At 66.5% G+C, this 20,901-nt stretch carries 20 protein-coding genes; 5 read left to right on the top strand and 15 right to left on the bottom strand.

The genetic code is table 11. The features are described from left to right. Positions 1-494: 494 nt before the first annotated feature. A complete protein-coding gene (locus tag BTJ49_RS10855) occupies positions 495-950 on the top strand; it encodes a GNAT family N-acetyltransferase (RefSeq protein WP_240601813.1) in 456 nt (151 codons plus the stop codon). Between the two features lie 34 nt (positions 951-984). Here BTJ49_RS10855 and BTJ49_RS10850 read toward each other — a convergent pair whose 3' ends face one another. The 8 genes from BTJ49_RS10850 to BTJ49_RS10815 all read right to left on the bottom strand — a co-directional run bounded on the left by BTJ49_RS10850 (position 985) and on the right by BTJ49_RS10815 (position 10,183). Continuing rightward, entirely contained in the window at positions 985-1,329 is a 345-nt protein-coding gene (locus BTJ49_RS10850; protein WP_113065433.1) for a TfoX/Sxy family protein, read from the bottom strand. 61 nt (positions 1,330-1,390) lie between these two features. After that, complete coding sequence (locus BTJ49_RS10845; protein WP_113065432.1) at positions 1,391-1,900, bottom strand: hypothetical protein; 510 nt, start codon at positions 1,898-1,900, stop codon at positions 1,391-1,393. A gap of 24 nt (positions 1,901-1,924) precedes the next feature. After that, complete coding sequence (locus BTJ49_RS10840) at positions 1,925-2,254, bottom strand: hypothetical protein (RefSeq protein ID WP_113065431.1); 330 nt, start codon at positions 2,252-2,254, stop codon at positions 1,925-1,927. Positions 2,255-2,330: 76 nt separating this feature from the next. After that, positions 2,331-2,861 carry a DUF2127 domain-containing protein gene (locus BTJ49_RS10835; RefSeq protein ID WP_113065430.1) on the bottom strand — a complete coding sequence of 177 codons (531 nt, stop codon included), beginning with the start codon at positions 2,859-2,861 and terminating at the stop codon, positions 2,331-2,333. A gap of 202 nt (positions 2,862-3,063) precedes the next feature. Further along, positions 3,064-6,126, bottom strand: a complete 3,063-nt coding sequence (locus tag BTJ49_RS10830) for an efflux RND transporter permease subunit (RefSeq protein ID WP_113065429.1) — start codon at positions 6,124-6,126, stop codon at positions 3,064-3,066. Between the two features lie 9 nt (positions 6,127-6,135). Continuing rightward, positions 6,136-7,299 carry an efflux RND transporter periplasmic adaptor subunit gene (locus BTJ49_RS10825; RefSeq protein ID WP_113065428.1) on the bottom strand — a complete coding sequence of 388 codons (1,164 nt, stop codon included), beginning with the start codon at positions 7,297-7,299 and terminating at the stop codon, positions 6,136-6,138. An 11-nt stretch (positions 7,300-7,310) separates the two neighbouring features. Next, positions 7,311-8,852, bottom strand: a complete 1,542-nt coding sequence (locus BTJ49_RS10820) for an efflux transporter outer membrane subunit (protein ID WP_113065427.1) — start codon at positions 8,850-8,852, stop codon at positions 7,311-7,313. A 206-nt stretch (positions 8,853-9,058) separates the two neighbouring features. Further along, a complete protein-coding gene (locus BTJ49_RS10815) occupies positions 9,059-10,183 on the bottom strand; it encodes a hypothetical protein (RefSeq protein WP_240601812.1) in 1,125 nt (374 codons plus the stop codon). A gap of 116 nt (positions 10,184-10,299) precedes the next feature. Here BTJ49_RS10815 and BTJ49_RS10810 point away from each other — a divergent pair, with 116 nt between their 5' ends. Next, on the top strand, positions 10,300-11,577 hold the full coding sequence (locus tag BTJ49_RS10810; RefSeq protein ID WP_113065426.1) for an acetyl-CoA C-acetyltransferase: 1,278 nt from the start codon (positions 10,300-10,302) through the stop codon (positions 11,575-11,577). A 16-nt stretch (positions 11,578-11,593) separates the two neighbouring features. Then, entirely contained in the window at positions 11,594-12,088 is a 495-nt protein-coding gene (locus BTJ49_RS10805) for an energy transducer TonB (RefSeq protein ID WP_113065425.1), read from the top strand. 22 nt (positions 12,089-12,110) lie between these two features. Here the strand turns inward: BTJ49_RS10805 and BTJ49_RS10800 are convergent, their stop codons facing one another. From BTJ49_RS10800 to BTJ49_RS10780, 5 genes are all read right to left on the bottom strand, one after another. Further along, the gene (locus BTJ49_RS10800) at positions 12,111-13,964 is read right to left on the bottom strand and encodes a phospholipase D family protein (RefSeq protein WP_113065424.1); all 1,854 of its coding nucleotides are present in this window, start codon (positions 13,962-13,964) and stop codon (positions 12,111-12,113) included. Between the two features lie 10 nt (positions 13,965-13,974). Then, on the bottom strand, positions 13,975-14,613 hold the full coding sequence (locus tag BTJ49_RS10795) for a YceI family protein (protein WP_113065423.1): 639 nt from the start codon (positions 14,611-14,613) through the stop codon (positions 13,975-13,977). Positions 14,614-14,639: 26 nt separating this feature from the next. Continuing rightward, positions 14,640-15,113: a histidine phosphatase family protein gene (locus BTJ49_RS10790; RefSeq protein ID WP_113065422.1), complete on the bottom strand. Its 474-nt coding sequence runs from the start codon at positions 15,111-15,113 to the stop codon at positions 14,640-14,642. Positions 15,114-15,168: 55 nt separating this feature from the next. Continuing rightward, positions 15,169-15,807: a ParA family protein gene (locus BTJ49_RS10785; RefSeq protein ID WP_113065421.1), complete on the bottom strand. Its 639-nt coding sequence runs from the start codon at positions 15,805-15,807 to the stop codon at positions 15,169-15,171. A gap of 90 nt (positions 15,808-15,897) precedes the next feature. Continuing rightward, positions 15,898-16,935 (bottom strand): hypothetical protein, encoded by a 1,038-nt coding sequence (locus tag BTJ49_RS10780; protein WP_113065420.1) that lies wholly within the window; start codon positions 16,933-16,935, stop codon positions 15,898-15,900. Between the two features lie 193 nt (positions 16,936-17,128). Here BTJ49_RS10780 and BTJ49_RS10775 point away from each other — a divergent pair, with 193 nt between their 5' ends. Next, a complete protein-coding gene (locus tag BTJ49_RS10775) occupies positions 17,129-17,326 on the top strand; it encodes an antitermination protein NusB (protein WP_113065419.1) in 198 nt (65 codons plus the stop codon). A 32-nt stretch (positions 17,327-17,358) separates the two neighbouring features. Here the strand turns inward: BTJ49_RS10775 and speE are convergent, their stop codons facing one another. Beyond that, complete coding sequence (gene speE, locus BTJ49_RS10770) at positions 17,359-18,210, bottom strand: polyamine aminopropyltransferase (RefSeq protein WP_113065418.1); 852 nt, start codon at positions 18,208-18,210, stop codon at positions 17,359-17,361. Positions 18,211-18,329: 119 nt separating this feature from the next. On the opposite strand from speE, the gene speA reads away from it, so the two are divergent. Beyond that, complete coding sequence (gene speA, locus BTJ49_RS10765) at positions 18,330-20,216, top strand: biosynthetic arginine decarboxylase (RefSeq protein WP_113065417.1); 1,887 nt, start codon at positions 18,330-18,332, stop codon at positions 20,214-20,216. Here speA and BTJ49_RS10760 read toward each other — a convergent pair. Continuing rightward, complete coding sequence (locus BTJ49_RS10760; protein ID WP_113065416.1) at positions 20,195-20,899, bottom strand: HAD family phosphatase; 705 nt, start codon at positions 20,897-20,899, stop codon at positions 20,195-20,197. The genes speA and BTJ49_RS10760 overlap by 22 nt on opposite strands. Positions 20,900-20,901 lie beyond the last annotated feature (2 nt).

The following is a 20,901-nucleotide window of genomic DNA, read 5'->3' as shown; positions in this document are numbered from 1 at the left end:
ATCAGCGGGTGTAACAGACCCCATGTCATTGAACGGCTTAGACTCCGCGCACGCGGGATGGCGCGTGGCGCACCTTAAGCGACGCGCTGCGAGACTCGCCAACAACCGCAATGGGTCGGAAGCTGCCAGTGATCACAATGCCAGTGAATATAACGCGATGTTCCAAGGTGCGCTCTTCATTCCCCTTCGGTAGCGGCGGAGGGTGGAGGATCAGGCCCGTAGGGTGGCACACAGGGATGTGCGCCAGTTCGTCGTCAGCACAGGATGTGCTGTCGGCGAACCCCCGGAACCCGGAGCGGACCCGGAGGCCCGCAGGGCCGGAGGGCGCGGATGCTGGGGTGTCCTTGTCTTGGTTACTTCTATTGGACAAGCAATAGAAGTGACTCGGCCGGCGTTAGCCGGACGAAACCGCTTTTAGGATGAAGAGGAACTTTGTGCAGGCCACAGCCGACATACTAGGCTTGATCCTTCCCCTCACAAACACAAGCACCCCCGTGACCGACCTCACCATCCGCCCCGCCACCCCCAACGACCTCGACCACCTGGTCGCCTGGAACGCGGCCATGGCCGCCGAAACCGAAGACAAGACCCTCGACCGCGCCGTGCTGACGGCTGGCGTGCGCGGCGTGCTGGACGAACCGCGCCGCGGCTTCTACCTGATCGCCGAACGGGACGGCGAGCCGGTCGGCAGTCTGCTGGTCACCTACGAATGGAGCGACTGGCGCAACGGCGACTTCTTCTGGATCCAGAGCGTCTACGTGGTCGAGTCTGCACGCCGCAGCGGCGTGTTCCGCGCGCTGTATGCCGCTGTCGAGCAGCGTGCGCGCGAGGCCGGCGCGGTGGGCATGCGCCTGTACGTCGAGCACGAGAATCACCGTGCGCAGAAGACCTACGAAGGCCTGGGCATGCAGCGCTGCGATTACCACATGTACGAAGTGGAGTTCGGCTGAGCCGGTACGCGCCCGCCATGCCGGGAACGGATGACTAGGACGTCTTGCGCGCGCGGGCCTTCTTCTTGCGAGGTTTTGGCGCCGGCAGTGCTTCGGCGGTGACGCGCAGCAGGCGCGCCAGGGTGTCGCGGTCGTCGAGGTACTCATCCAGCACGATGTGCGGCTTCGCGCCCGGATACGGCGCGTCTTCCTCGACGGCGTCGATCAGTTCGCGCGCCGCGTCCGTCGGCTTCAGGAACACGCGGTTGTCGCACACCAGCGCGACCACCTTGTCGTCCAGGTACAACGCGTACTCGCCGAACATCTTTCGGTAGCGCACGGCTTCGCCGAGGCCGGTCTGCTCATGGACGTAGGCGATGAAATCGGCATCGGTGGCCATGCGTGTCTCCCGTGAGCGTGGCGTGTGGAAAGCAGTATAGGCGCGGTTGCGACCGAGGCGTTCAGGCCTGCCGCAGCCACTGCGTCATGTGCGGGTAGGCCGGCACACCTGAAGAGGGGTTCGCGGCGCCGGCGTGGGTCAGGCCGATCTGCGCCAGTCCGAATGCACCGGGATGCACGCCCAGTGAGTAGGTGCGGATCAGTCCTTCCGAACGTCCGTGGTAGCCGCCCTCGTGGAAAAGTACGGACGGTTCCAGTCCCAGGTGACACAGCGCGGCCCAGGCCCAGGCGGTGGCCTCGATCTCCGAGGCGTGCGGAATGTCGGCGGGCAGTTCGATGTCGCCGCTGAGTTGCGCGCGCAAGGCGGGCGGCGCGACGGCCAGATGACCGGCTTCGTGCAGCAGGTCGCCGGGCCAGCGCAGCGCGGCGCGATCGAAGATCAGCCCGCCTTCGTGCACGCGCACGCCGGGCAGGAAGGCGTCGGCTGGCACCTCGCCCTCACGGGTGGCGATGCCAATCTGATTGAGAAAGGCGACGATGCGGTCGAGGGTGTCGATGGTCGGGCTGGGCATGTCCTTGCTGCCTTTGTCCTTGTGTCAGGTGCTGTCCTTGGGCGGCGATGCGCGGCGTCGACGCGCCCGCTGGGCGGTCTGCGCGCGCGCCATCAGTGCGAGGATCACGCCCCACAGAACATAGCCGGCCACGGTGGCGCTGACGTGCAGCGCGTGGGAGTGCGCCAGCGAAGCGAACAGACGCACTGGCATGCGCAGCAGGTAGGCCAGGTAGATGAATCCCGCGCCGATGCCGTGCGGCACGTTCGACGCGTGGCCGGATGCATGCAGCCAGTGGCCGATGGCATCGAGTCCCCAGGCCAGGACATAGACCAGCACGGCGCCGAGCAGGATGTTTCTCAGGAAGCGCAGCATGATGGACGAGACCTCTTCGTTGAAAACGTGGGCGTGACAGGGAATCGGCCCATGCGATGGGCGGCATCGCGTCGGTTCACGATGCGAACTCGGCGCGGATGCGCGGTGAAATCAGGCGCAGGATGATCCAGATGAAGACGCCGCTGATCGCCAGTCCCTGGAGGATGGCGAACGCGTAGATGCCGGTCATGAAGGCATGCATGTCGGGCATGTTCGGCACGTCGGCGAACTGTGTCTGCATCGATGCCATTGCGAAATGCTGCAGCACCATGCCGGCCAGCTGCCATGCGATGCCGACGCCGAGCAGCCCGATGAACAGCAGACGTGCCCAGTTGCGACGCTTGAGCAGGCCGATGGAGGCGATCAGGTTCATCACGGCGAGGATCAGCATGACGACTGCAATCAGCTGGAAATGCGACCAGATGGCCTGCATGACGGGCGAGGTGTGCGGCATGTCGTGCATGGCCTGATCGAAGGCCGGTCCTTTCATCAGGGTCGCGAACAGAATGTTCTGCAGTGTGCCGATGAGGGTGGCGAAGCCGGCGAGGATGATGAAGATCCACGCGACCACGGTCACGAAGGTCGAGCGTTTCGGCGGGTTATCCATGAGGCCTTCCTCCCCCTGAGAAGACAGGCATCCAGTCTAGCGCCAGCGGCGGGCGGGTGGAAAAGTGCGTCGGGCGGCATCGTCCAGGCGGAGGCTGGGGGCTGGTCCGCAGTTCATCGCGATACGAAAGAAAAAGGGCGCGGATGACCGCGCCCTTTTCTATGCGACGTGTGGATCACGTCTTCCTGCAGTGGCGTCTGGATCAGGCTTCCGCCGTCAGCCGCTGCGGATCGCCGTCCTGCTTGTCGGCGTGGTGATCGGTCGACAGCAGCAGGTAGAAGGCCGGCACCACGAACAGCGTGAAGAGCGTGCCGATGGCCAGGCCGGTGGAGATCACCAGACCCATGTTGAAGCGACCCGCCGCGCCGGCGCCGGTGGCGATGACCAGCGGCAGCACGCCGAGCACCATGGCCGCGGTGGTCATCAGGATCGGGCGCAGACGCACCGAGGCGGCGTGGAGGATGGCGTCGCGTTTGGACATGCCCTCCAGTTGCGACTGGTTGGCGAACTCCACCATCAGGATGCCGTGCTTGCTGATCAGGCCCATCAGCGTCACCAGTCCGACCTCGGTGTAGATGTTGAGGCTGGCGAACAGGTTGACGAAGATCAGCGCGCCGAACAGCGCCAGCGGCACCGACACCAGGATCACGACCGGATCGCGCAGGCTGTTGAACTGCGCCGCCAGCGCCAGGAACACGATGATGACGGCGAAGAACAGCGTGCCCGCAAAGCCGCCCGATTCCTTCATGAACTGGCGTGACTGGCCGGAGTAGTCGACGTTGTAGCCGGTCGGCGCAACTTTTTTCACTAGGTCGCGCAGGTAGGTCAGTGCCTCGCCCTGCGACATGCCGGACACGCCGGAGATCGTCGCCGAGTTGAGCTGCTGGAAGTGATTCAGCGAGCGCGGCACGACTTCGTTGGCGACCTTGGCCACCGTCGAGGCCTGGATCACCGAACCGTCCGGAGCACGAATGTAGTAGTCCAGCACCTGGTCCGGGTTGAGGCGGTCCACCTGCAGCACCTGCGGGATCACGCGATAGGAGCGGCCGGAGATCGAGAAGTAGTTGACGTAACCGCCGCCCAGCGCGGCACCCAGGGCCGCACCGACGTCCTGCTGGGTCAGGCCCAGCGAGGTGATCATGTCGCGATCGAGCTTGACCGTGCTTTGCGGCTTGTCGACCTTCAGGTCCGAGTCGATGAAGTAGAACTTGCCGCTGGCCTGCGCCTCGGAGAGCACCTTGCTGGCGACCTCGTTGAGGTTCTGGAACGGTTCGGTGGTGGTGATGACGACCTGGATCGGCAGGCCCTGCGCGCCGGGCAGGGCCGGGAACTGGAAGGCTGCGACCTGTGCGCCGGCGATGTTGTTCCATTTCTGCTGCAACACCTGTTGCAGTTCGTGGGCGCTGCGATCGCGCTGTTCCCATGGCTTGAGCAGCACGCCGCCGATGCCTTGGTTGACTGTAGGAACGCCGGTCAGCTGGAACATCTGGTCGTACTCAGGCAGCGTCTTGGCGTCTTCGAACATCTGCTCTGCGTACACGTTCATTTGCTGCGCGGTGGTATTGGGCGCGCCCACGATCTGGCCGAGCACGACGCCCTGATCCTCTTCCGGTGCCAGCTCCGACTGCGCGGTCATGCCCAGCGCGATCGTCGCCAGCAGCAGCAGCACCGACATCACGATGATCACGGACTTGGTGGTCAGCACGTTGCTCAGCATGCGACGGTAGCGGTTCTGCACGCGTGTGAACTGGCGGTCGATAAACTGGGCCAGGCGAGCATCCTTCTGGTCGCTGTGGAAGAAGCGCGAGGTCATCATCGGCGACAGCGTCAGCGCGACCACGGCCGAGACCGTCACCGCGCCGGCCAGGGTGAAGGCGAACTCGGTGAACAGCGCGCCGGTCAGGCCTTGCTGAAAACCGATCGGCACGTACACCGCGATCAGCACCACGGTCATCGCCAGGATCGGGCCGCCTAGCTCGCGTGCGGCCAGCAGCGCCGACTGCAGTGGCGTCTTGTGCTCCTCCTTCATGTGTCGGTCGACGTTCTCGACCACGATGATGGCGTCGTCGACCACCAGGCCGATCGCCAGCACCAGAGCCAGCAGCGTCAGCAGATTGATGGAGTACCCGAGAGCCAGCATCATGAAGAACGTGCCGACCAGCGACAGCGGGATCGCGACCACGGGAATGATGACCGCGCGCAGGCTGCCCAGGAACAGGAAGATGACCACGGTGACGATGACCAGCGCCTCGATCAGCGTCTTTACGACCTCATCGATGGAGCTGTTCACGAATTTGGTGCCGTCGTAGACGATCTCGCCGGTCAGGCCGTTCGGCAGCTGCTGCTGGATGTCGGGGAACGTGTCGCGCACGCGCTTGGCAACGTCGAGAACATTGGCGTTCGGGGCGACCTTGATGCCGATGAACACCGAGCGCTTGCCGTTGAAGGCCACGTTGAAGTTGTAGTTTTCCGAGCCGAGCTCGACCTTGGCGATGTCCTGCAGGCGCACGATGGAGCCGTCGACCTGCTTGATGGCCAGATGCTTGAACTCGTCGACTGTGTGCAGGTTGCTGTCGGTGGTCAGATCGACGGTGACCGCCTGGCCCTTGCTGGAACCGACAGCGGCCAGGTAGTTGTTGGCCGCCAGCGCTTGCTGCACATCGCTGGCGGTGACGCCCCGTGCGGCCATCTTGGCCGGATCAAGCCAGGCGCGCAACGCGAACTTGCGCGCGCCGAGCAGCTCGGCGGTCTGCACGCCCTCGACGGCGTCGAGTTTCGGCTTGACCACGCGTGCCAAGTAGTCGGTGATCTTGTTGGTGGGCAGCACATCGCTGTAGAAGCCCATGTACATGGCATCGATGGTCTGCCCGGTCTGTACTGTCAGCACCGGTTGCTGGGCCTGCGGCGGCAACTGGTTCTTGACCGAGTTCACCTGCGTGGTGATCTCGGTCAGCGCGCGGTTGGCGTCGTAGTTCAGGCGCAGCGTGGCGGTGATGGTGGACACGCCCTGGGTGCTGGACGAGGACAGGTAGTCGATGCCCTGCGCCTGCGAGATAGCCTGTTCCAGCGGTTGCGTGACGAAGCCCGCCATGGTCTGCGCGTCGGCGCCGTAGTAGGCGGTGGTGACGGTGACCGTGGCGTTCTCGGTTTTCGGGTACTGACGCACCGTGAGGCTGCTGACCGCCTTGATGCCGAGCACCAGGATCAGCAGGCTGACGACGATCGCCAGGACCGGCTTCTTGATGAAGACGTCGGTGAAATTCATGGCGTTCGCTCAGTGCTCCTGCGGCGTCGGGTCCGGGCTGTCGGCGGGCTGCACGCGGTTGTCGATCTTGATCGAGGCGCCGTTCTTGAGCTTGATCTGGCCGCTGGTGACGACCTGGGTCAGCGGCTTGATGCCCTTCAGGATCGCGACCTGATCGCCACGCGTTTCGCCGGTGGTGACGAAGGCCTGCTGCACGGTCGGCGGGTTCGGCTTGCCGTTCTCGTCCTTGCCCTTGCCCGGCTGCACCACGTAGACCGTGTCGCCGTACGGGTTGTAGACGATGGCGGCCTGCGGCAGCGTCAGACGCTCCTGCTTCTGGCCGACGTCGATGCGTACCTTGGCGAACATGCCCGGCGTCAGCGCCTTGTCGTGGTTGGGCACGGTGGCTTCGACTTTCACGTTGCGCGTGTTGGTATCGACCTTGGGGTTGATCGCACTGAGCTTGGCATCGAACACCCGGTCGCCGTAGGCGTCGACGTGCAGGTGCACGTCCTGGCCCACGCGCAGACGGCCCAGTTCGCGCTGCGGCACGTTGAAGTCCACGTACAGCGGGTCGAGCTGCTGCACGGTGACCAGCGTGGTGCCGGTGTTGACGAAGTCGCCGGGGCTGACGGTGATGATGCCGGCGCGGCCGGTGAACGGCGCGCGCAGCTGCTTCTTGGCGACCACCACCTTCTGTTCCTGCACGGCGGCCTGGCGGGCCTTGTAGTCGGCCGAGGCGCTGTCGTACGCAGCCTTGCTGATGGCCTTGGCCGCCAGCTGTTGGCGGGCGCGGTCGAAGGTGATGCCGGCGAGCTTGGCGTTGGCTTCGAGCTGGTGCAGCTTGGCCACTTCGTCGCCGTCACGTAATTGCAGCAGCACTTGGCCCTTCTTCACGTCCTGACCGGAATGCAGCTTCACTGCAGTGACCAGGCCGGACTCTTCCATCGCCAGATCCGCGCCGCGTGCGGCACGCAGGGAGCCGACCGCCTGCAGCGAGGGCTGCCAGGTCTTGTCCACCGCCTTGATGGTGCTGACGGTGATCGGTGCCGGCTTGGGCATGCTTTTGATCATGCGCATCACCAGCAGGGTCTTGATGCCGGCGATCACGGCAATCAGTACCAGGACGCCCACGATCATCAGGATCATGCGCTTGGCGAGACTGGGCTTCTTCTTGTCGGCGCGCTTGGGCATGCGCGAACTCCTCAGTTGGAAACGGCCGGAGCGGCGGATGTAGCCGCCGCGGCAGGGGTGGTCGTGCGGTCATCACCGCGCCATCCACCGCCGAGAGCGGTGTACAGCGCGGCCGTGTCGGAGAGGCGCGCGGCGCGCGCCTGGATCAGGTTGATGCGGGCTTGTTGCAGACTGCGTTCGGCATCCAGCAGATCCAGATAGCCGGTGGCGCCTAGGCGGTACTGCTGGCGGGTCAGCGCCAGGCGTTGCGAAGCGGCTTCCTCGGCGGTCGCCTGCGCGGCCAGGGTCTGCGCGTCGAACTGCAGTGCCTGCAGGGCGTCGGCGACGTTCTGGAAAGCAACCAGCACCGTCTGCTGCCAGTCGGCGCGGGCCTTGTCCAGCCCGGCCTGCGCCGCACGCTTCTTGTGCAGCAGCTCACCGCCGTGGAACAGCGGCTGGGTCAGGTTCAGTCCCACCGACCATGCGCCGGTGCCGGCCGAGAACAGGTCGCCGGCGCTGAGCGTCTGCGAACCGGCGCTGCCGGACAGGGTGATCTGCGGCAGCATCGCCGCGGTGGCGACGCCGACCTGCGCCGAAGCCGCGTGCAGCTGCGCAGAGGCGGCCTGGATGTCCGGCCGCTGGTCGACCAGCTTTGAAGGCAGGCTGACCGGGATGTCCCGCGGCAGGCGCACGGCGTCCAGCGTCAACGGCACCGCTTCCAGTTGCGCGGGCGGCACGCCGAGGTAGGTTGCAAGGCGGTTGCGCGTCGCGGCCAGTCGCGCGCGCAGCGGCGGCAGCGTGGCCTGGGTCGTGGCCAGCTGAGCACGCACCGCGAGCGTATCGGACAGCGACTTGGCGCCGATTTTGCGCTGCTTCTCGGCGATGTCGAGCGAGTCGCGCTGCATCTTGACGATCTGCTCGGTGGCGCGGATCTGCTCGCGCAGCGAGGCTTCCAGCAGCGAGGCCGTGACGACATTGCCGGCCAGGGTCAGATACGTGGAATCCAGTTGTGCCCGCTGCACGTCGCTCAGGGCTTCCTGCGCCTCGATGCCGCGGCGCACGCCGCCGAACAGGTCCAGCGTGTAGCCCACGCTGACCGAGGCGTTGTACAGGGTGTACGGCCCCACGGCACGACCCGTTCCGGATTGCGCAGCGGACAGTTTTTCCCGTGTCGCGCCAGCGCCGGCATCCACGGCCGGCCACCGCGCTCCGCCCGCGGCGCGCGCGTTTTCCTGCGCCTGGCGCAGGGCCGCCCGCGCCGAGGCGATGCTGGGGCTGTGAGCAAGTGCCTGATGCACGCGGCGGTCCAGTTCCGGGTTGCCGAAGGCTGTCCACCAGCGTTGCGGCACGGCGCGGCCCTGCAGAAAGCGCTGGGCGTCGCCATCGACAGCATCGGCGGACACGGTGGATGCCGGAAGCTTGCCGGCTGTATAGCGGTCGACCGCCGGCGCATCCGGACGACTGTAGTTGGGTCCGACCGCGCAGCCGGCCAGGGCCAGGCCGACCAGAAGCGCGAGTCCGCCGCGGCGGAGAATGGGTGCGGCGGCGTTGAGTCGAGCAGATGACTGAGTCAAGGCAAGAACCTGAGGCAGCAAGAGCCGGCATGGCAAAATACCATACTGGCTAGTTTAGATATAGTGGTCGAGCGCAATCAGGTCGTGATGCCCGCGAAGCGTCGCATCACGCCCTCCCCAAATGCGCATCATACGCATTCGGTCGGGGCAAGGCGACTCGGACATCCGGCTATGTCAGGGCGGCGGCTGCGCCGCCGGGTTCGTGCTTAGTGCAGGCGTTGCGCGGGCGGTGGAGTCAGTCGACGATCGGCGTCGAGGTGCACGCGTTCCAGTTCATGCGGTGCGGCGTCGGCGTCGAAGCGTGCGGCCAGCACGGCAAGGTGGTCGTCGAGTCGGCCGCCGAGAAGGAGTGCGTTGGCGAGCACATGCATGCGTGCGCCGTCGGTCTGGGCGACGCTGACGGCGATGACGCCGAGGCCCGGCGCGCGGTGCGTGTAGAGCGCCGGGGGCGGCAGGGCGGGATCGGCCGGCGCGTGGATGTCGAGGAACCGCGTCGATGCATCGTCGGCATTACCGTCCAGTTGCATCGGCACGGCGTGCGCCTGCAGGACGGCGGCGAACTGGCGCAGTTCGAAGACCCATCCGGCCAGGGTGTGCACATCGTCGTCGGCATCCGATGCGCGTTCGCGCAGCTGCGTCAGGGGCGATGCGATCTGCACGGTACCGTCGGCGTAGCGCATGGGCAGACCGCGCGCACTCACCGTGTCCTCGCGTGAAGCCGGACTCAGCAAGGCCGCTTCGAGCACGTTCCAGAGCGGGGCCAGGTTGGCGTGCTCGTACTGCACGCAGGTTAGTGCCATCAGGTCGTGGCGGCTGAGATAGCGTGCATGCTCGAGCTGCATGTCGAGCGTGCGCATGAGGAAATCGGCGGTGCGCGTACCGGCTTCGCCGCGGCCGATCAGTTCCACTTCCATGGCCTCGCCCAGTTCCTTGCCGATGGACTGCGGTGCTTGCAGTGTCCATGGGAGGTACAACATCGGGCTGCCGGCGAGCACCGGGTCGGGCGTCAGCGGCTGAGCCGGCATGCGGCCGTCGCGTGCGCCGAAGGCGACGATGCCGCCGCGATCGCGCGGCAGGCGTGCGGCGAGCTCATCCAGGGTCGCGTAGGCGGGAAACTGTGGGCGCAGCAATTGCGCGGCGTCGAACAGCGCGCCGGCGACGGCCAGGCGCGTCTCGGTCAGGTCCGGCAGCAGACCGGCCAGGTCGGCGGCGATGAATCCCGCCAGCACCTCGATTTCATCGCGTTCGAGCAGGACGCGGGAAGGGTGGGTGCCGGGAGCGCATTCCAGCGCCAGCACGCCGGGGCAGCTGATCAGGTCGTCGTGGTCCACGCTGGACTCGCCTCGCAAAAGCGCAAGTGTACCGCGAGCGAATACAGTGACCGCGCAGGCTTCCGCCATGGGCACGCGCGCGTTACCTTAAGAGGCCCACAGGAGCGGGACAGATCATGCAAAAGCGTGTTGGCGTCATCGGTGGCGTTCGCATTCCCTTCTGCCGCAACAACACCGCGTATGCGGAGGTCGGCAATTTCGGCATGTCGGTGAAGGTGCTCGGCGCGCTGGTCGAGCGCTTCGGCCTGCACGGCGAGGAATTGGGCGAAGTGGCGATGGGCGCGGTGCTCAAGCACGCCTCGGACTGGAACATCGCGCGCGAGGCGGTGCTGAGTTCCGGTCTGGCGCCGACCACGCCCGGCATCACCACGGCACGCGCCTGCGGTACGTCGCTGGACAACGCCATCCTGATCGGCAACAAGATCGCCGCCGGCCAGATCGAGGCCGGCATTGCCGGCGGCAGCGACACCACCAGCGATGTGCCGGTGGCGCTGAACGATCGGCTGCGCAAGCGTCTGCTGCGCATCAACCGCGCGAAGACGCCGATGGACAAGATCAAGGCGGCGTTCCGCGGGTTCTCCTTCGGTGAATTCAAGCCGTCGTTCCCGGGCGTGGCCGAGCCGCGCACCGGCAAGTCGATGGGCGACCACTGCGAGCTGATGGCGCGCGAGTGGAACATCAGCCGCGAGGACCAGGACAAGCTGGCGCTGGAAAGCCATCGCAAACTGGCGGCGGCCTACGAGGCCGGTTTCTTCGACGATCTGCTGGTGCCGTTCCGCGGCCTGAAGCGCGACGGTTTCCTGCGTCCGGATTCCACCCTGGAGAAACTCGCCTCGCTGCGACCGGCCTTCGATCGCACGTCGGGCCACGGCACGCTGACCGCGGGCAATTCCACCGGCCTTTCCGACGGTGCTTCCGCCGTGCTGCTGGCCAGTGACGACTGGGCCTCCGCGCATGGGCACACGGTGCAGGCGTACATGACCCACGCACGCGTCGCGGCGGTCGATTTCGTGCACGGTGAGGGCTTGCTGATGGCGCCGACCATCGCGGTGCCGCGCATGCTCGCCGAGGCTGGCCTGACGCTGCAGGACTTCGATTTCTACGAGATCCACGAGGCCTTCGCCGCGCAGGTGCTGTGCACGCTGCGCGCGTGGGAGTCGGAAAGTTACTGCCGCGATCGCCTCGGCCTGGACAAGCCGCTGGGTTCGATCGATCCGGCCAAGCTCAACGTCCACGGGTCGTCGCTGGCGGTCGGTCATCCGTTCGCCGCCACCGGCTCGCGCATCGTCGCGACGCTCGCCAAGCTGCTCGAACAGAAGGGTTCGGGCCGCGGCCTGATCTCGATCTGCACGGCTGGCGGCATGGGCGTGACGGCCATCCTCGAGCGTCCCTGATCCGGGAGCGGATTCCATGCCGCGCCTTCGCATCATCCTTGCACTCAGTCTGCTGGTGCTGTTGCTCAGCATCGGCGCGACCGCGCTGCTCAGCAGCGTGCAGCGCTTGAGTGACGGTGTGACGCTGGACCCGGGCATGCGCGCGACGAAGCCGCTGCCGACCGTGCACAGGCGTCATCGATCGACGCGCGAGCGGGCCAAGCGCGATGCACGTGCCGATGCGGCCGTCGCGAGCGCACAGGCCATCGAGCCGAGACCCACGTACACGCCGTCGCCGCACTACCCCATCGCTGCGCTGCGCACGCATCGCGAGGGTCTGGTCCGCGTGCGCGTGATGCTGGATGCCCGGGGACATGTCACGCAGGCGCACGTGCAGCAGTCCAGCGGCGATGCCGGCCTGGATCAGGCCGCATTGGCCGCCGCACGGCGCTGGACCTTCGACATGCCGCCGCACGCGCGTCGCGAAGCGGTGCTGCCGATCCGCTTCCGCATCGATCCCGGCGTGCGCTGAACGGAAGCGGGCGCTTTGTCGCCTACAGAATCCCGCTGAGACCGACGCCGAAGGCGGTGATCATGCGCGTGTAGATGGTCTTGAATGGCAGCGCGACGCCGGGGAAGTCGCCGACCGCGTGGTAGCACTGGAAGAATTTCGGGTCGTATGGCGTCAGCGGCCGGCAGCCCGGATCGATGTCGTAGCTGGTGGCGTAGCGGAACGGCCAGAAATCGAACAGCGGAAGGTGTTCGGACACGGTGCCGATGGCCTGGTTGATGTACGTCAGCACCGGCACCTTGGGTTGGCGCGGGGCGATGGTCCAGGCGTTCTTCGGCTGCGTCTCGCGCAGAATCGAGCGCTTCAGCTGCTCGGCGAAGCGCGAGTCGTAGATGATGATCCCGGCCTCGGTGTTGTAGTGGTCCGAGCGCGGATCGAAGTTGTGCGAGCCGACCATCGCGAACGCATCGTCGACGACGATGGACTTGGCATGCAGGCCGATGCGCATGCCCTGGGTTTCGATCAGCGGCGCCGGGCTGTTGCGGCGGCGAGTGCGGTGCATGTCCTGGCGCGCGATCGGCGCGGAGGGCGGGGCGGATTGATCGTCGGCGGCCGGCAGGGTCAGTACCGGCATGTCGGCCGGATGCGGTTTCAGTTCGTAGATCTCGAAACCGTAGTCCTTCAGGTAGCGCTTGCGGTGCTTGTAGGACATCGCATAGACCGCGAAGGCGTCGGTCGAGGCCAGCGAATTGGTCGACACGATCACGCGCGGGCGCGGCTGCTCACGATGCAGCTTCAGGAAGATCCGGCGCGCCTGCTTGCTCATCACGAGGTACGGCGTCTGCAGCACGATCTGGTGCTTGGCGTGCGAGATCATGCGCATGATGTGTTCGGTCAGTTCCTGTGAACGCATGCGCCCCGGGTTGTCGGTCTTGCCGGGGAAGTCGGAGAAGAACTCGACCGGCCCCACGCGAAGCGTGTGATCGAGGATGTGCTGGCCCAGCCAGCGAGGGTCCTCGGCCTGCCGGCGCACTTCGGCGACGCGCCCGGGGTGCGCGTAGCGGGGCTCCGTCCAATGCACCGGTTTGACGCCGGTTTCGCGCAGGATGGTATTGACGTCGCGCAGCTGGGTCAGACGCTTGGTGCGCTTGTGCACCCAGAAATGCTGGAAGCTGGTCGCCATCTCGCGCGCGGCGGGGCCGCCGACCATGACGTCGCGGTCGATGTAGTTGAACTTCGGATCCCAGCCGTAATAGCGATCCTCGATGTTGCGCCCGCCGGTGATGCCGATGGTGCCGTCGACGACCATCACCTTGTTGTGCATGCGCTGGTTGAACTGGAAGAAGCAGCACATGATGCCGGCGGCGAATTCCAGCGGCGGCGTCTTGGCGTTGGCGAAGGTCGGGTTGTACAGGCGCAGCTGGAAATTCGGATTGACCCGCGCCAGCCGCGCCAGCTGGGAGGGATCGGAGAACGAGAACAGCTGGTCGGCGATGATGCGCACGTGCACGCCGCGCTGGGCCGCGCGCACCAACTCGTCGAGCATCAGTTTTCCGCTGTCGTCGGGCGCCCAGATGTAGGTCTGCAGGTCGATGCTGCGTTTCGCTGCGCGGATCAGGTTGATGCGCGCGGCGAGGGCCGCTTCGCCGCTGTTGAGCAGCGTGACGACGTGCTGGGGATGCTTGGCCGTGGAGTAGTGCTGCGCATCCTCGGCCGCGGCCATCAGGGGCGAGGGCGTGGCGCAGTGGTCTGCCCGCTGGCAACGTGTCGCGTTGGCGGGCTGGCTTTGCTGGATGATGGAGGCGGCCTGGCGTACATGCACCCGCGAGACTGCGCATCCCTGCAGCAACATGATCAGCGCCAGCAGGGACAACGCGCATCGAAGTCGGCTGGTCATGCGGGCAATTCTAGCGGGTGTCCGTCCCGTGCGGCGCGGGCGGCGACGGTGAAGGTTCAGGTTCGGCCCGCAGACGGATCACCAGACTCAGGTTCACCCGCGAGGAAACGAAGGCGCGGTAGGCGCGCATGCCGAAATGCGTGCGATCGAGCCATCCGCGCAGATGCAGCGTGCACTGGTCGAATCCCTGGCCCGGGCATTGCGTGTCGTACAGACGAAGCGTCATCGGTCGCGTCACGCCATGCAGGGTGATCTGTCCCTTCAGGCGTTCATGGTCCCGATGCAGCTGCGCCAGCGGTATGGGGTCGGAGGTGAAGGTGATGTCCGGATAGGTTCCGGCATCGAAGAAATGCTTGCCGAGCAGTCGCTTTCGATAACGCGAGGGCTTCACGCGGACGCTTTCGGCACGAATACGCGCCTGGACGCGTGCGGTGCGATGAACCGGATCGATGCGAATCTGGCCGCGAACGTCATCGAATCGACCGATCACCGATTGCCACCAGATCAGGCGCACGCTGAATGCCGCGTGCGAGCGACCGCGATCGATGTGCAGTGTGGTGGCGGGGGTGGCCTGAAGCGTCGCGCAGGCGAACAGCGTCGCCAGTGCGACGAAACATCGCGAGCTTCGCTTGAGCGCGCGCGCATACATGGCGCTGGGGCCGGCGATGCGCCCGCTCAGGGCGACCAGAAGGCGTGCAGCTGTGCGCCGCCCGGGTCCAGCGGCAGGTCGGCGCGCAGCCAGGCCAGCCCGGCCGGCGGCATGCCGCGGACTTCGCTGGAACGGCCCTCGCACAGCAGACCGACCAGTTGTTCCAGTGCCGGGTTGTGGCCGACCAGCACCAGGATGCCGGATGTGGCGTGCTGTTCGATCAGGTTGATCAGCGTGCCGGGCACGGCGTCGTAGATCGCCGGTTCCAGGGTCGGGCTGGTGTCGCTGCCCAGCACGTCGAGCACGTTGCGCGCGGTCATCAGGGCGCGCTGGGCCGGGGAGCACAGTACGCGGGCTGGTTGCACATTGTGTTCGCGCAACCAGCGGCCGGCGGCGCGCGCTTCGTTCTCGCCGAGTGTGCTGAGAGGGCGTGCGCCGTCGGTGCCGTCGGGTGCCGAGGACATGGCCGCGGCGTGGCGCAGAAGAATGATGTCATGCATGAGCGAAGGATCCGGGGCAAGCGAGCGGGTGTTCGGGCGGCGCGGGGCCGGCGTGCTAAGTGTTGCGCGCGATCCATCGCAGTGGCTTGCGCCAGTCATCCTGATGCCGGCGTACGTGTTCGGAAGCGTAGTCGAAGATGCTCTTGCCCAGGCCGGTCAACAGAACGTAGGCCTGGCTGTCGCGCAGCGCGCCGACCACCGGAAAGGGCAGGTCGCGCAGCAGCGCCACGGCGTCCTGGCTGGCATGTGTCCAGGGCTTGAGCCGGTTGCCGACGAGACCCACGGGCACTTTGCCACGTTTGACCGGTGGCATGGCGTGCAGCATGTCGACAAATGTGGTGGTGGCGTCCAGATCGATGACCGACGGGAGCACGGGCACCAGCACTGCATCGGCGCGTTCGAGCCAGGGCGTGAGCTGGTATTCGGTGATGCCGGCGGGGGTGTCGATGATGACCAGTTCGGTGTCCGGCGGCAGGCGATCGAAGGTCTGGCTGGGCGAGCCGTCCATGCCCAGTACGCCGGGCAGGTGCTCGTGTTCGGCGCGGCGCGCGCACCAGTGGTAGCTGGAGTGTTGGCGATCGGCGTCGATGATGACCACGTTGCGCCCCTTCTGCGCGCGTGCGGCGGCCAGATTGGTGGCCAGTGTGGTCTTGCCGCAACCGCCTTTGCTGCTTGCCACAAGTATCGTCTGCATCGCCGACTGCTCCCGTAGCTCGAGGGAAGGCCGCCGCGCGGACGCGCGGTGACGTGCGACAAGCCTACACGGCGCGGGCGTCAGCGCAAGTCAGGGCGTTTCCACGGCCGGGCTGGAGGCCGCCGCTGCCGGTTGCGGCGAGGCCTCGTCGGGGGCTTCGAGCGGAATGCCGGCCATGTGCAGCGTGGCTTGCATCAGGCTCATCTGGGTGCCGCCCTGTCGCGCCAGCATCAGCATGCGCTGTGCCAACTCGGGGTGGGTGCGGGCCTGTGCCTCCAGCTGCCCGAAATGCCGCACTTGCCAGGTCAGGTCGCGCATCGCGGCGTCGGCTCGGGCGCGTACCGCGGCATCCTCGGACAGCGTCGATCGCAGGTGCAGTCCGAGCGAACGGGCCAGCGGGCTGCTGCCCCAGACCAGCACGTGGGCCAGCTTCAGGCAGGTGGCGCGGCGTTGCGGCTGCTCTTTGACCACCTTGGGCAGGCACTGCGCCGCGGCCAAGTGGAAGCCGGGTAGGGGCTGGGCGTCGCCGATGCCGTAGACCAGGGTCATCTGCAGATCGGCGACCTGCGCGCGCGGGCTGCCCTCGCCCGACAGCGTGGCCGGGGGCGGCGGCAGCTGCATCACGGCGATCGCCAACGCCTGCAGGCTGCGCCCGGTGTAATCGTCGTATTGGCTCGCGTTGGCGGCCTTCTGCAAGGCGGCCTCGGTGGCCTTGGCGTCGCCGTTTTGTGCAGCTTGGCCCATGCGCAGCAGCCACACGGCGGCATTGTCCGGCGCCTGCTTGACCAATGCGTCCAGGGCTTTGGTGTTGGGGCAGTTGTCGGCCTGGGCGTCGCAGTCGCTCAGGCGGACCCAGTTCGCGGCCGGCCCGGCATCCTGGGCGGCGGCGCGGGTAATCAGATGATGGAAGTCGAGCGGACCGCCGTGGTCGATATCGCCGGCACGTGCCAGCAGGGCCGCGCCCAGCAGCGGTTTCGGATCGGCCCGCAGAGCCAGCACGGACACCAGGTCATGCTGGAATTGCTCACGCGCCTTACGTTGTGCAGCAGCGTTCTCCGCATGCGCGGGCAGTACGGTCAGGCCGAACAGGATGGTGAGCAAGGACGTGAAAGCGGTGCGCCACGTCATGGCGTTCTTCTCCTTGGCGAGAGCATTCGCCTCACCTTACGCGCCGATCATGAAGAGCGGCTGAGTCGCGGGCCGTACGCAAACGTCTCGGTAACGTTTTCGTTGTTAGAGTGCGGAGAGGCACTTGTGTCGGTTCGCGCATGCGCGACGCACGCCGGCACGCACCCATGTTCCAAAATTGCGGAGAACAGCAATGGATGAATTCGCGAACCTGGCCTCCAACGGCGCTCCTTATTTCGTTGGTTGGGGCACGCTCGCGTTGATCAATGCCGGTCTGGCGCAAGGAAAGAATCGCAGCGGCCTGGGCTGGTTTCTGCTGTCCTTGCTGCTGGGTCCGATCGCCACCCTGGTTCTCGTGCTGCTGCCAAAGCAGCGGCAGACGCTGTTCTGACCGCGGCGGCGTGACGTACGCCGCCGGCGATCTTACTCGCCCAGTGCCTGGCGCATGAATTCCGGTTGCGCCAGCGCGGCCTTGTGCATGTCGACGTTGTAGTAGCGCGTGGCGAAGGTCTTGGTCGCGGCGCCGCGTTCGCGGAAGCCGGACAGGTCGCCGCCCTTGCGCGCCATGGTGCAGCTCCACCAGCCGGTCGGGTAGCACGGCTGCGGGAACGGCAGCGTCTTCAGCGCATTGAAGCCGGCGGTGCGCATCGCGCCACGCATGGATTTGATCAGGTCCAGGTGCGCCAGCGGCGATTCGGACTGCTGCACCAGTAGGCCGCCGTGGCGCAGCGCCTTGAAGCAGCTGGCGTAGAAGTCGGCGTTGAACAGACCTTCGGCCGGGCCGACCGGATCGGTGGAATCGACGATCACCAGGTCCACGCTGCCCGGCTCCCGTTCGGCCATGTACTTGATGCCGTCGTCGAACAGCAGTTCGGCGCGCGGATCGTCGTTGGAGTCGCACAGCTCCGGGAAGTATTCCTCGGCCAGGCGCGTGACGCGTTCGTCGATGTCGACCTGGGTGACGTGCTCGACTTCCTCGTGCTTGAGCACTTCGCGCAGCGTGCCGCAGTCGCCGCCGCCGATGATGACCACGCGCTTGGCCAGCGCATGCGTGAACAGCGCCGGATGCGTCATCATCTCGTGGTACAGGAAGTTGTCGCGCGAAGTCAGCATGACGCAGCCGTCGATCACCATCAGGTTGCCCCAATCGGTGGTCTTGTGGATCTCGATGCTCTGGAACGGAGTCTTCTCCGCGTGCAGAAGCGCCTCGGTGCGAAAACCGATGGACGAGCCGGAAGCCTCGTGGGCCTCGGTGAACCAGCTGGGTTGCGACATGACGGTTCCTTGAAAGTCATGGGGGACGCGGATCGACCGCACATTGTAGCGGCTTGTCCGTATCCGCACATGCTGCACTACACTACGTCGTTTCAGGCTTTCCGCGGAGCACGGCAACGATGAGCACGGACTGGAACATCGATCGCGCGCGTCGTACCTGGTCGATTCCGAACTGGAGCGCGGGCTATTTCGATGTTGCCGACAGCGGCGCCGTGACGGTGCGTCCGCAGGGCGCCGAAGGGCCGACGTTATCGCTGCCCGAGGTGGTCGAGAAGGCGCGCGCCGAAGGGTTGCGCATGCCGCTGCTGGTGCGCTTCCCGGACATTCTCGCCGACCGTCTGCAGCGTCTGCAGAACGCCTTCGAACAGGCGATGGAAGCGTACGCATACACCGGCGGCTACACCGCCGTGTACCCGATCAAGGTCAACCAGCAGCGCGGCGTGGCCGGCGAGCTGGCGCGCGTGGGCGACAAGGGCTTCGGCCTGGAAGCCGGCTCCAAGCCGGAGCTGATGGCGGTGCTGGGCCTGGCGCGACCGGACAGTCTGGTGGTGTGCAACGGCTACAAGGACCGCGAGTACGTCCGTCTGGCGCTGATCGGCATCAAGATGGGCCTGCGCGTGCACATCGTCATCGAGAAGCCGTCCGAACTCGACTACGTGATCGCCGAATCGAAGGCGCTGGGCGTCGAGCCGCTGCTCGGCGTGCGCGTGCGGCTGGCCTCGATCGGCGCCGGCAAGTGGCAGAACACCGGTGGCGACAAGGGCAAGTTCGGCCTCGGTCCGCGCCAGTTGCTGGCGCTGGTCAAGCGGCTGGAGGACGCGGGTCTGAAGCACACCCTGCGTCTGCTGCATTTCCACATGGGTTCGCAGATCTCCAACGTGCGCGACATCGCCACCGGCATGCGCGAGGCGGTGCGCTACTACATCGAGCTGCGCAAGCGGCAGGTGCCGATCACCATCATGGACGCCGGCGGCGGCCTGGGCGTGGACTACGAGGGCACGCGCTCGCGCAGCTTCAATTCGATCAACTACTCGATGGAGCAGTACGCGGCGAGTCTGGTGCAGCCGCTGGCCGAGGCCTGTATCGCCGAGGGCATCAACAAGCCGCGACTGGTCACCGAGGCCGGCCGCGCGATGACCGCGCATCACGCCGTGCTGGTGGTCAACGTCAGCGAGGTCGAGCGCGTGCCGGAAGGCCGCGTCGATCCGCCGCGCGAGGATGAGCCGGCGGTGCTGCGCCACCTGCGCGATGTGCACGCGGCCCTCGACGAGCGCCCGCCGCTGGAGCTGTTCCACGAGGCCCAGCATCACCTCGCCGAGGGCCAGACGCTGTATGCGCTCGGTCAGCTGGACCTGGCCGACCGCGCGCGCCTCGATGACCTGTATTACGCCATCGTCGGCGCGGTGCGTCCGCGCCTGATGCCCGGCGAGCGCGCGCACCGGCAGGCGTTGGACGAGCTGGACGAAAAGCTGGTCGACAAGTACTTCGGCAACTTCTCCGTGTTCGAGTCGGTGCCCGATGTGTGGGCCATCGATCAGGTGTTCCCGATCGCGCCGATCGCGCGGCTGGACGAAGCGCCGACGCGACGTGGCGTGCTGGTCGACATGACCTGCGATTCCGACGGCCGCATCGACGCCTATGTCGACGCCGAGGGCGTGGACGTGAGCCTGCCGCTGCATGAGGTGCGCGAGGGCGAGTCTTACCGCCTGGGCATCTTCATGGTCGGTGCGTACCAGGAGACCCTGGGCGACATCCACAACCTGTTCGGCGACACCGATGCGGTCAATGTGCGCTGCGATGGTGAGGGCTTCCGTTTCGACCACGTGCGCCGCGGCGACACCGCCGACCTGATGCTCGACTATGTCGGCTACGCGCTGGACGACCTGCGCGCGACGTATGCGGAAAAGCTGCAGGCCGCCGGCATCGAGGGTGACGAGGCCGAGGCCCTGCGCGCCACGCTGGAAGCCGGACTGACCGGCTACACCTACCTCGAAGAGACGTCCTGAGACGACCTCGGTCTTCCGGCCGCGATGCGCGCCGGCAGTTCGCGCATGTCTTCGAACACCGCGTGCGCGCCGGCCGCGCGCAGTCGCTGCGCCGGCATGTTTGCGGCGTAGCCGAACACGGTCATGCCCGCCGCCGCGGCGGCGGCGATGCCCGTCGGCGTGTCTTCGACCACCAGGCAGTCGGCCGGATCGGTGCCGTTGCGTTCGGCTGCGAGCAGGTAGACATCCGGCGCCGGTTTCGGGCGCGGCACCTCCTCGGCGCTGAACGTGCGACCGCGGAATCGCGGCCACAGGCCGGTGGCACCCAGGGAGATGCGCATCTTCGCCTGTTCGCCGTTGGAGGCCACGCAGCAGGGCAGCGTGATGTGATCCAGTGCTTCGACGATGCCAGGGACCGGTTGGACTTCGTGTTCCAGCGCATCACGGGTGCGCCGATCGTAGGCGGCCACGAACCCCAGGGGCGCGGGCCTGCCCAGCAGGTCCGCGACCCGATCCAGGCACTGCGTCATCGTCAGGCCGACGAAGTGTTCGAACATGTCGTTGAGCTGCAGTGTCAGGCCGAGCTCGCCGAGCATCTCGGCGAACACCCGGTTGGCGATCCGTTCGCTGTCCACGAGCACGCCGTCGCAGTCGAGAATCAGCAACCGGAACGGTTCGCCGGGGGCTTCGTCGGGAGCGGACATGC

It is taken from the genome of Oleiagrimonas sp. MCCC 1A03011 (assembly GCF_003267965.1).
Lineage (GTDB): Bacteria > Pseudomonadota > Gammaproteobacteria > Xanthomonadales > Rhodanobacteraceae > Oleiagrimonas > Oleiagrimonas citrea.
Note: the sequence above shows the minus strand (reverse complement) of the source record. Positions and strands in the feature narration are given on the sequence as shown.

Coding starts and splice junctions, on each gene's coding strand:
- BTJ49_RS10785 (WP_113065421.1), bottom strand. CDS start 15,807: ATGCAGACGATACTTGTGGCAAGCAGCAAAGGCGGTTGCGGCAAGACC.
- BTJ49_RS10830 (WP_113065429.1), bottom strand. CDS start 6,126: ATGAATTTCACCGACGTCTTCATCAAGAAGCCGGTCCTGGCGATCGTC.
- speE (WP_113065418.1), bottom strand. CDS start 18,210: ATGTCGCAACCCAGCTGGTTCACCGAGGCCCACGAGGCTTCCGGCTCG.
- BTJ49_RS10795 (WP_113065423.1), bottom strand. CDS start 14,613: ATGTATGCGCGCGCGCTCAAGCGAAGCTCGCGATGTTTCGTCGCACTG.
- BTJ49_RS10810 (WP_113065426.1), top strand. CDS start 10,300: ATGCAAAAGCGTGTTGGCGTCATCGGTGGCGTTCGCATTCCCTTCTGC.
- BTJ49_RS10775 (WP_113065419.1), top strand. CDS start 17,129: ATGGATGAATTCGCGAACCTGGCCTCCAACGGCGCTCCTTATTTCGTT.
- speA (WP_113065417.1), top strand. CDS start 18,330: ATGAGCACGGACTGGAACATCGATCGCGCGCGTCGTACCTGGTCGATT.
- BTJ49_RS10760 (WP_113065416.1), bottom strand. CDS start 20,899: ATGTCCGCTCCCGACGAAGCCCCCGGCGAACCGTTCCGGTTGCTGATT.
- BTJ49_RS10835 (WP_113065430.1), bottom strand. CDS start 2,861: ATGGATAACCCGCCGAAACGCTCGACCTTCGTGACCGTGGTCGCGTGG.
- BTJ49_RS10790 (WP_113065422.1), bottom strand. CDS start 15,113: ATGCATGACATCATTCTTCTGCGCCACGCCGCGGCCATGTCCTCGGCA.
- BTJ49_RS10800 (WP_113065424.1), bottom strand. CDS start 13,964: ATGACCAGCCGACTTCGATGCGCGTTGTCCCTGCTGGCGCTGATCATG.
- BTJ49_RS10780 (WP_113065420.1), bottom strand. CDS start 16,935: ATGACGTGGCGCACCGCTTTCACGTCCTTGCTCACCATCCTGTTCGGC.
- BTJ49_RS10850 (WP_113065433.1), bottom strand. CDS start 1,329: ATGGCCACCGATGCCGATTTCATCGCCTACGTCCATGAGCAGACCGGC.
- BTJ49_RS10805 (WP_113065425.1), top strand. CDS start 11,594: ATGCCGCGCCTTCGCATCATCCTTGCACTCAGTCTGCTGGTGCTGTTG.
- BTJ49_RS10840 (WP_113065431.1), bottom strand. CDS start 2,254: ATGCTGCGCTTCCTGAGAAACATCCTGCTCGGCGCCGTGCTGGTCTAT.
- BTJ49_RS10845 (WP_113065432.1), bottom strand. CDS start 1,900: ATGCCCAGCCCGACCATCGACACCCTCGACCGCATCGTCGCCTTTCTC.
- BTJ49_RS10825 (WP_113065428.1), bottom strand. CDS start 7,299: ATGCCCAAGCGCGCCGACAAGAAGAAGCCCAGTCTCGCCAAGCGCATG.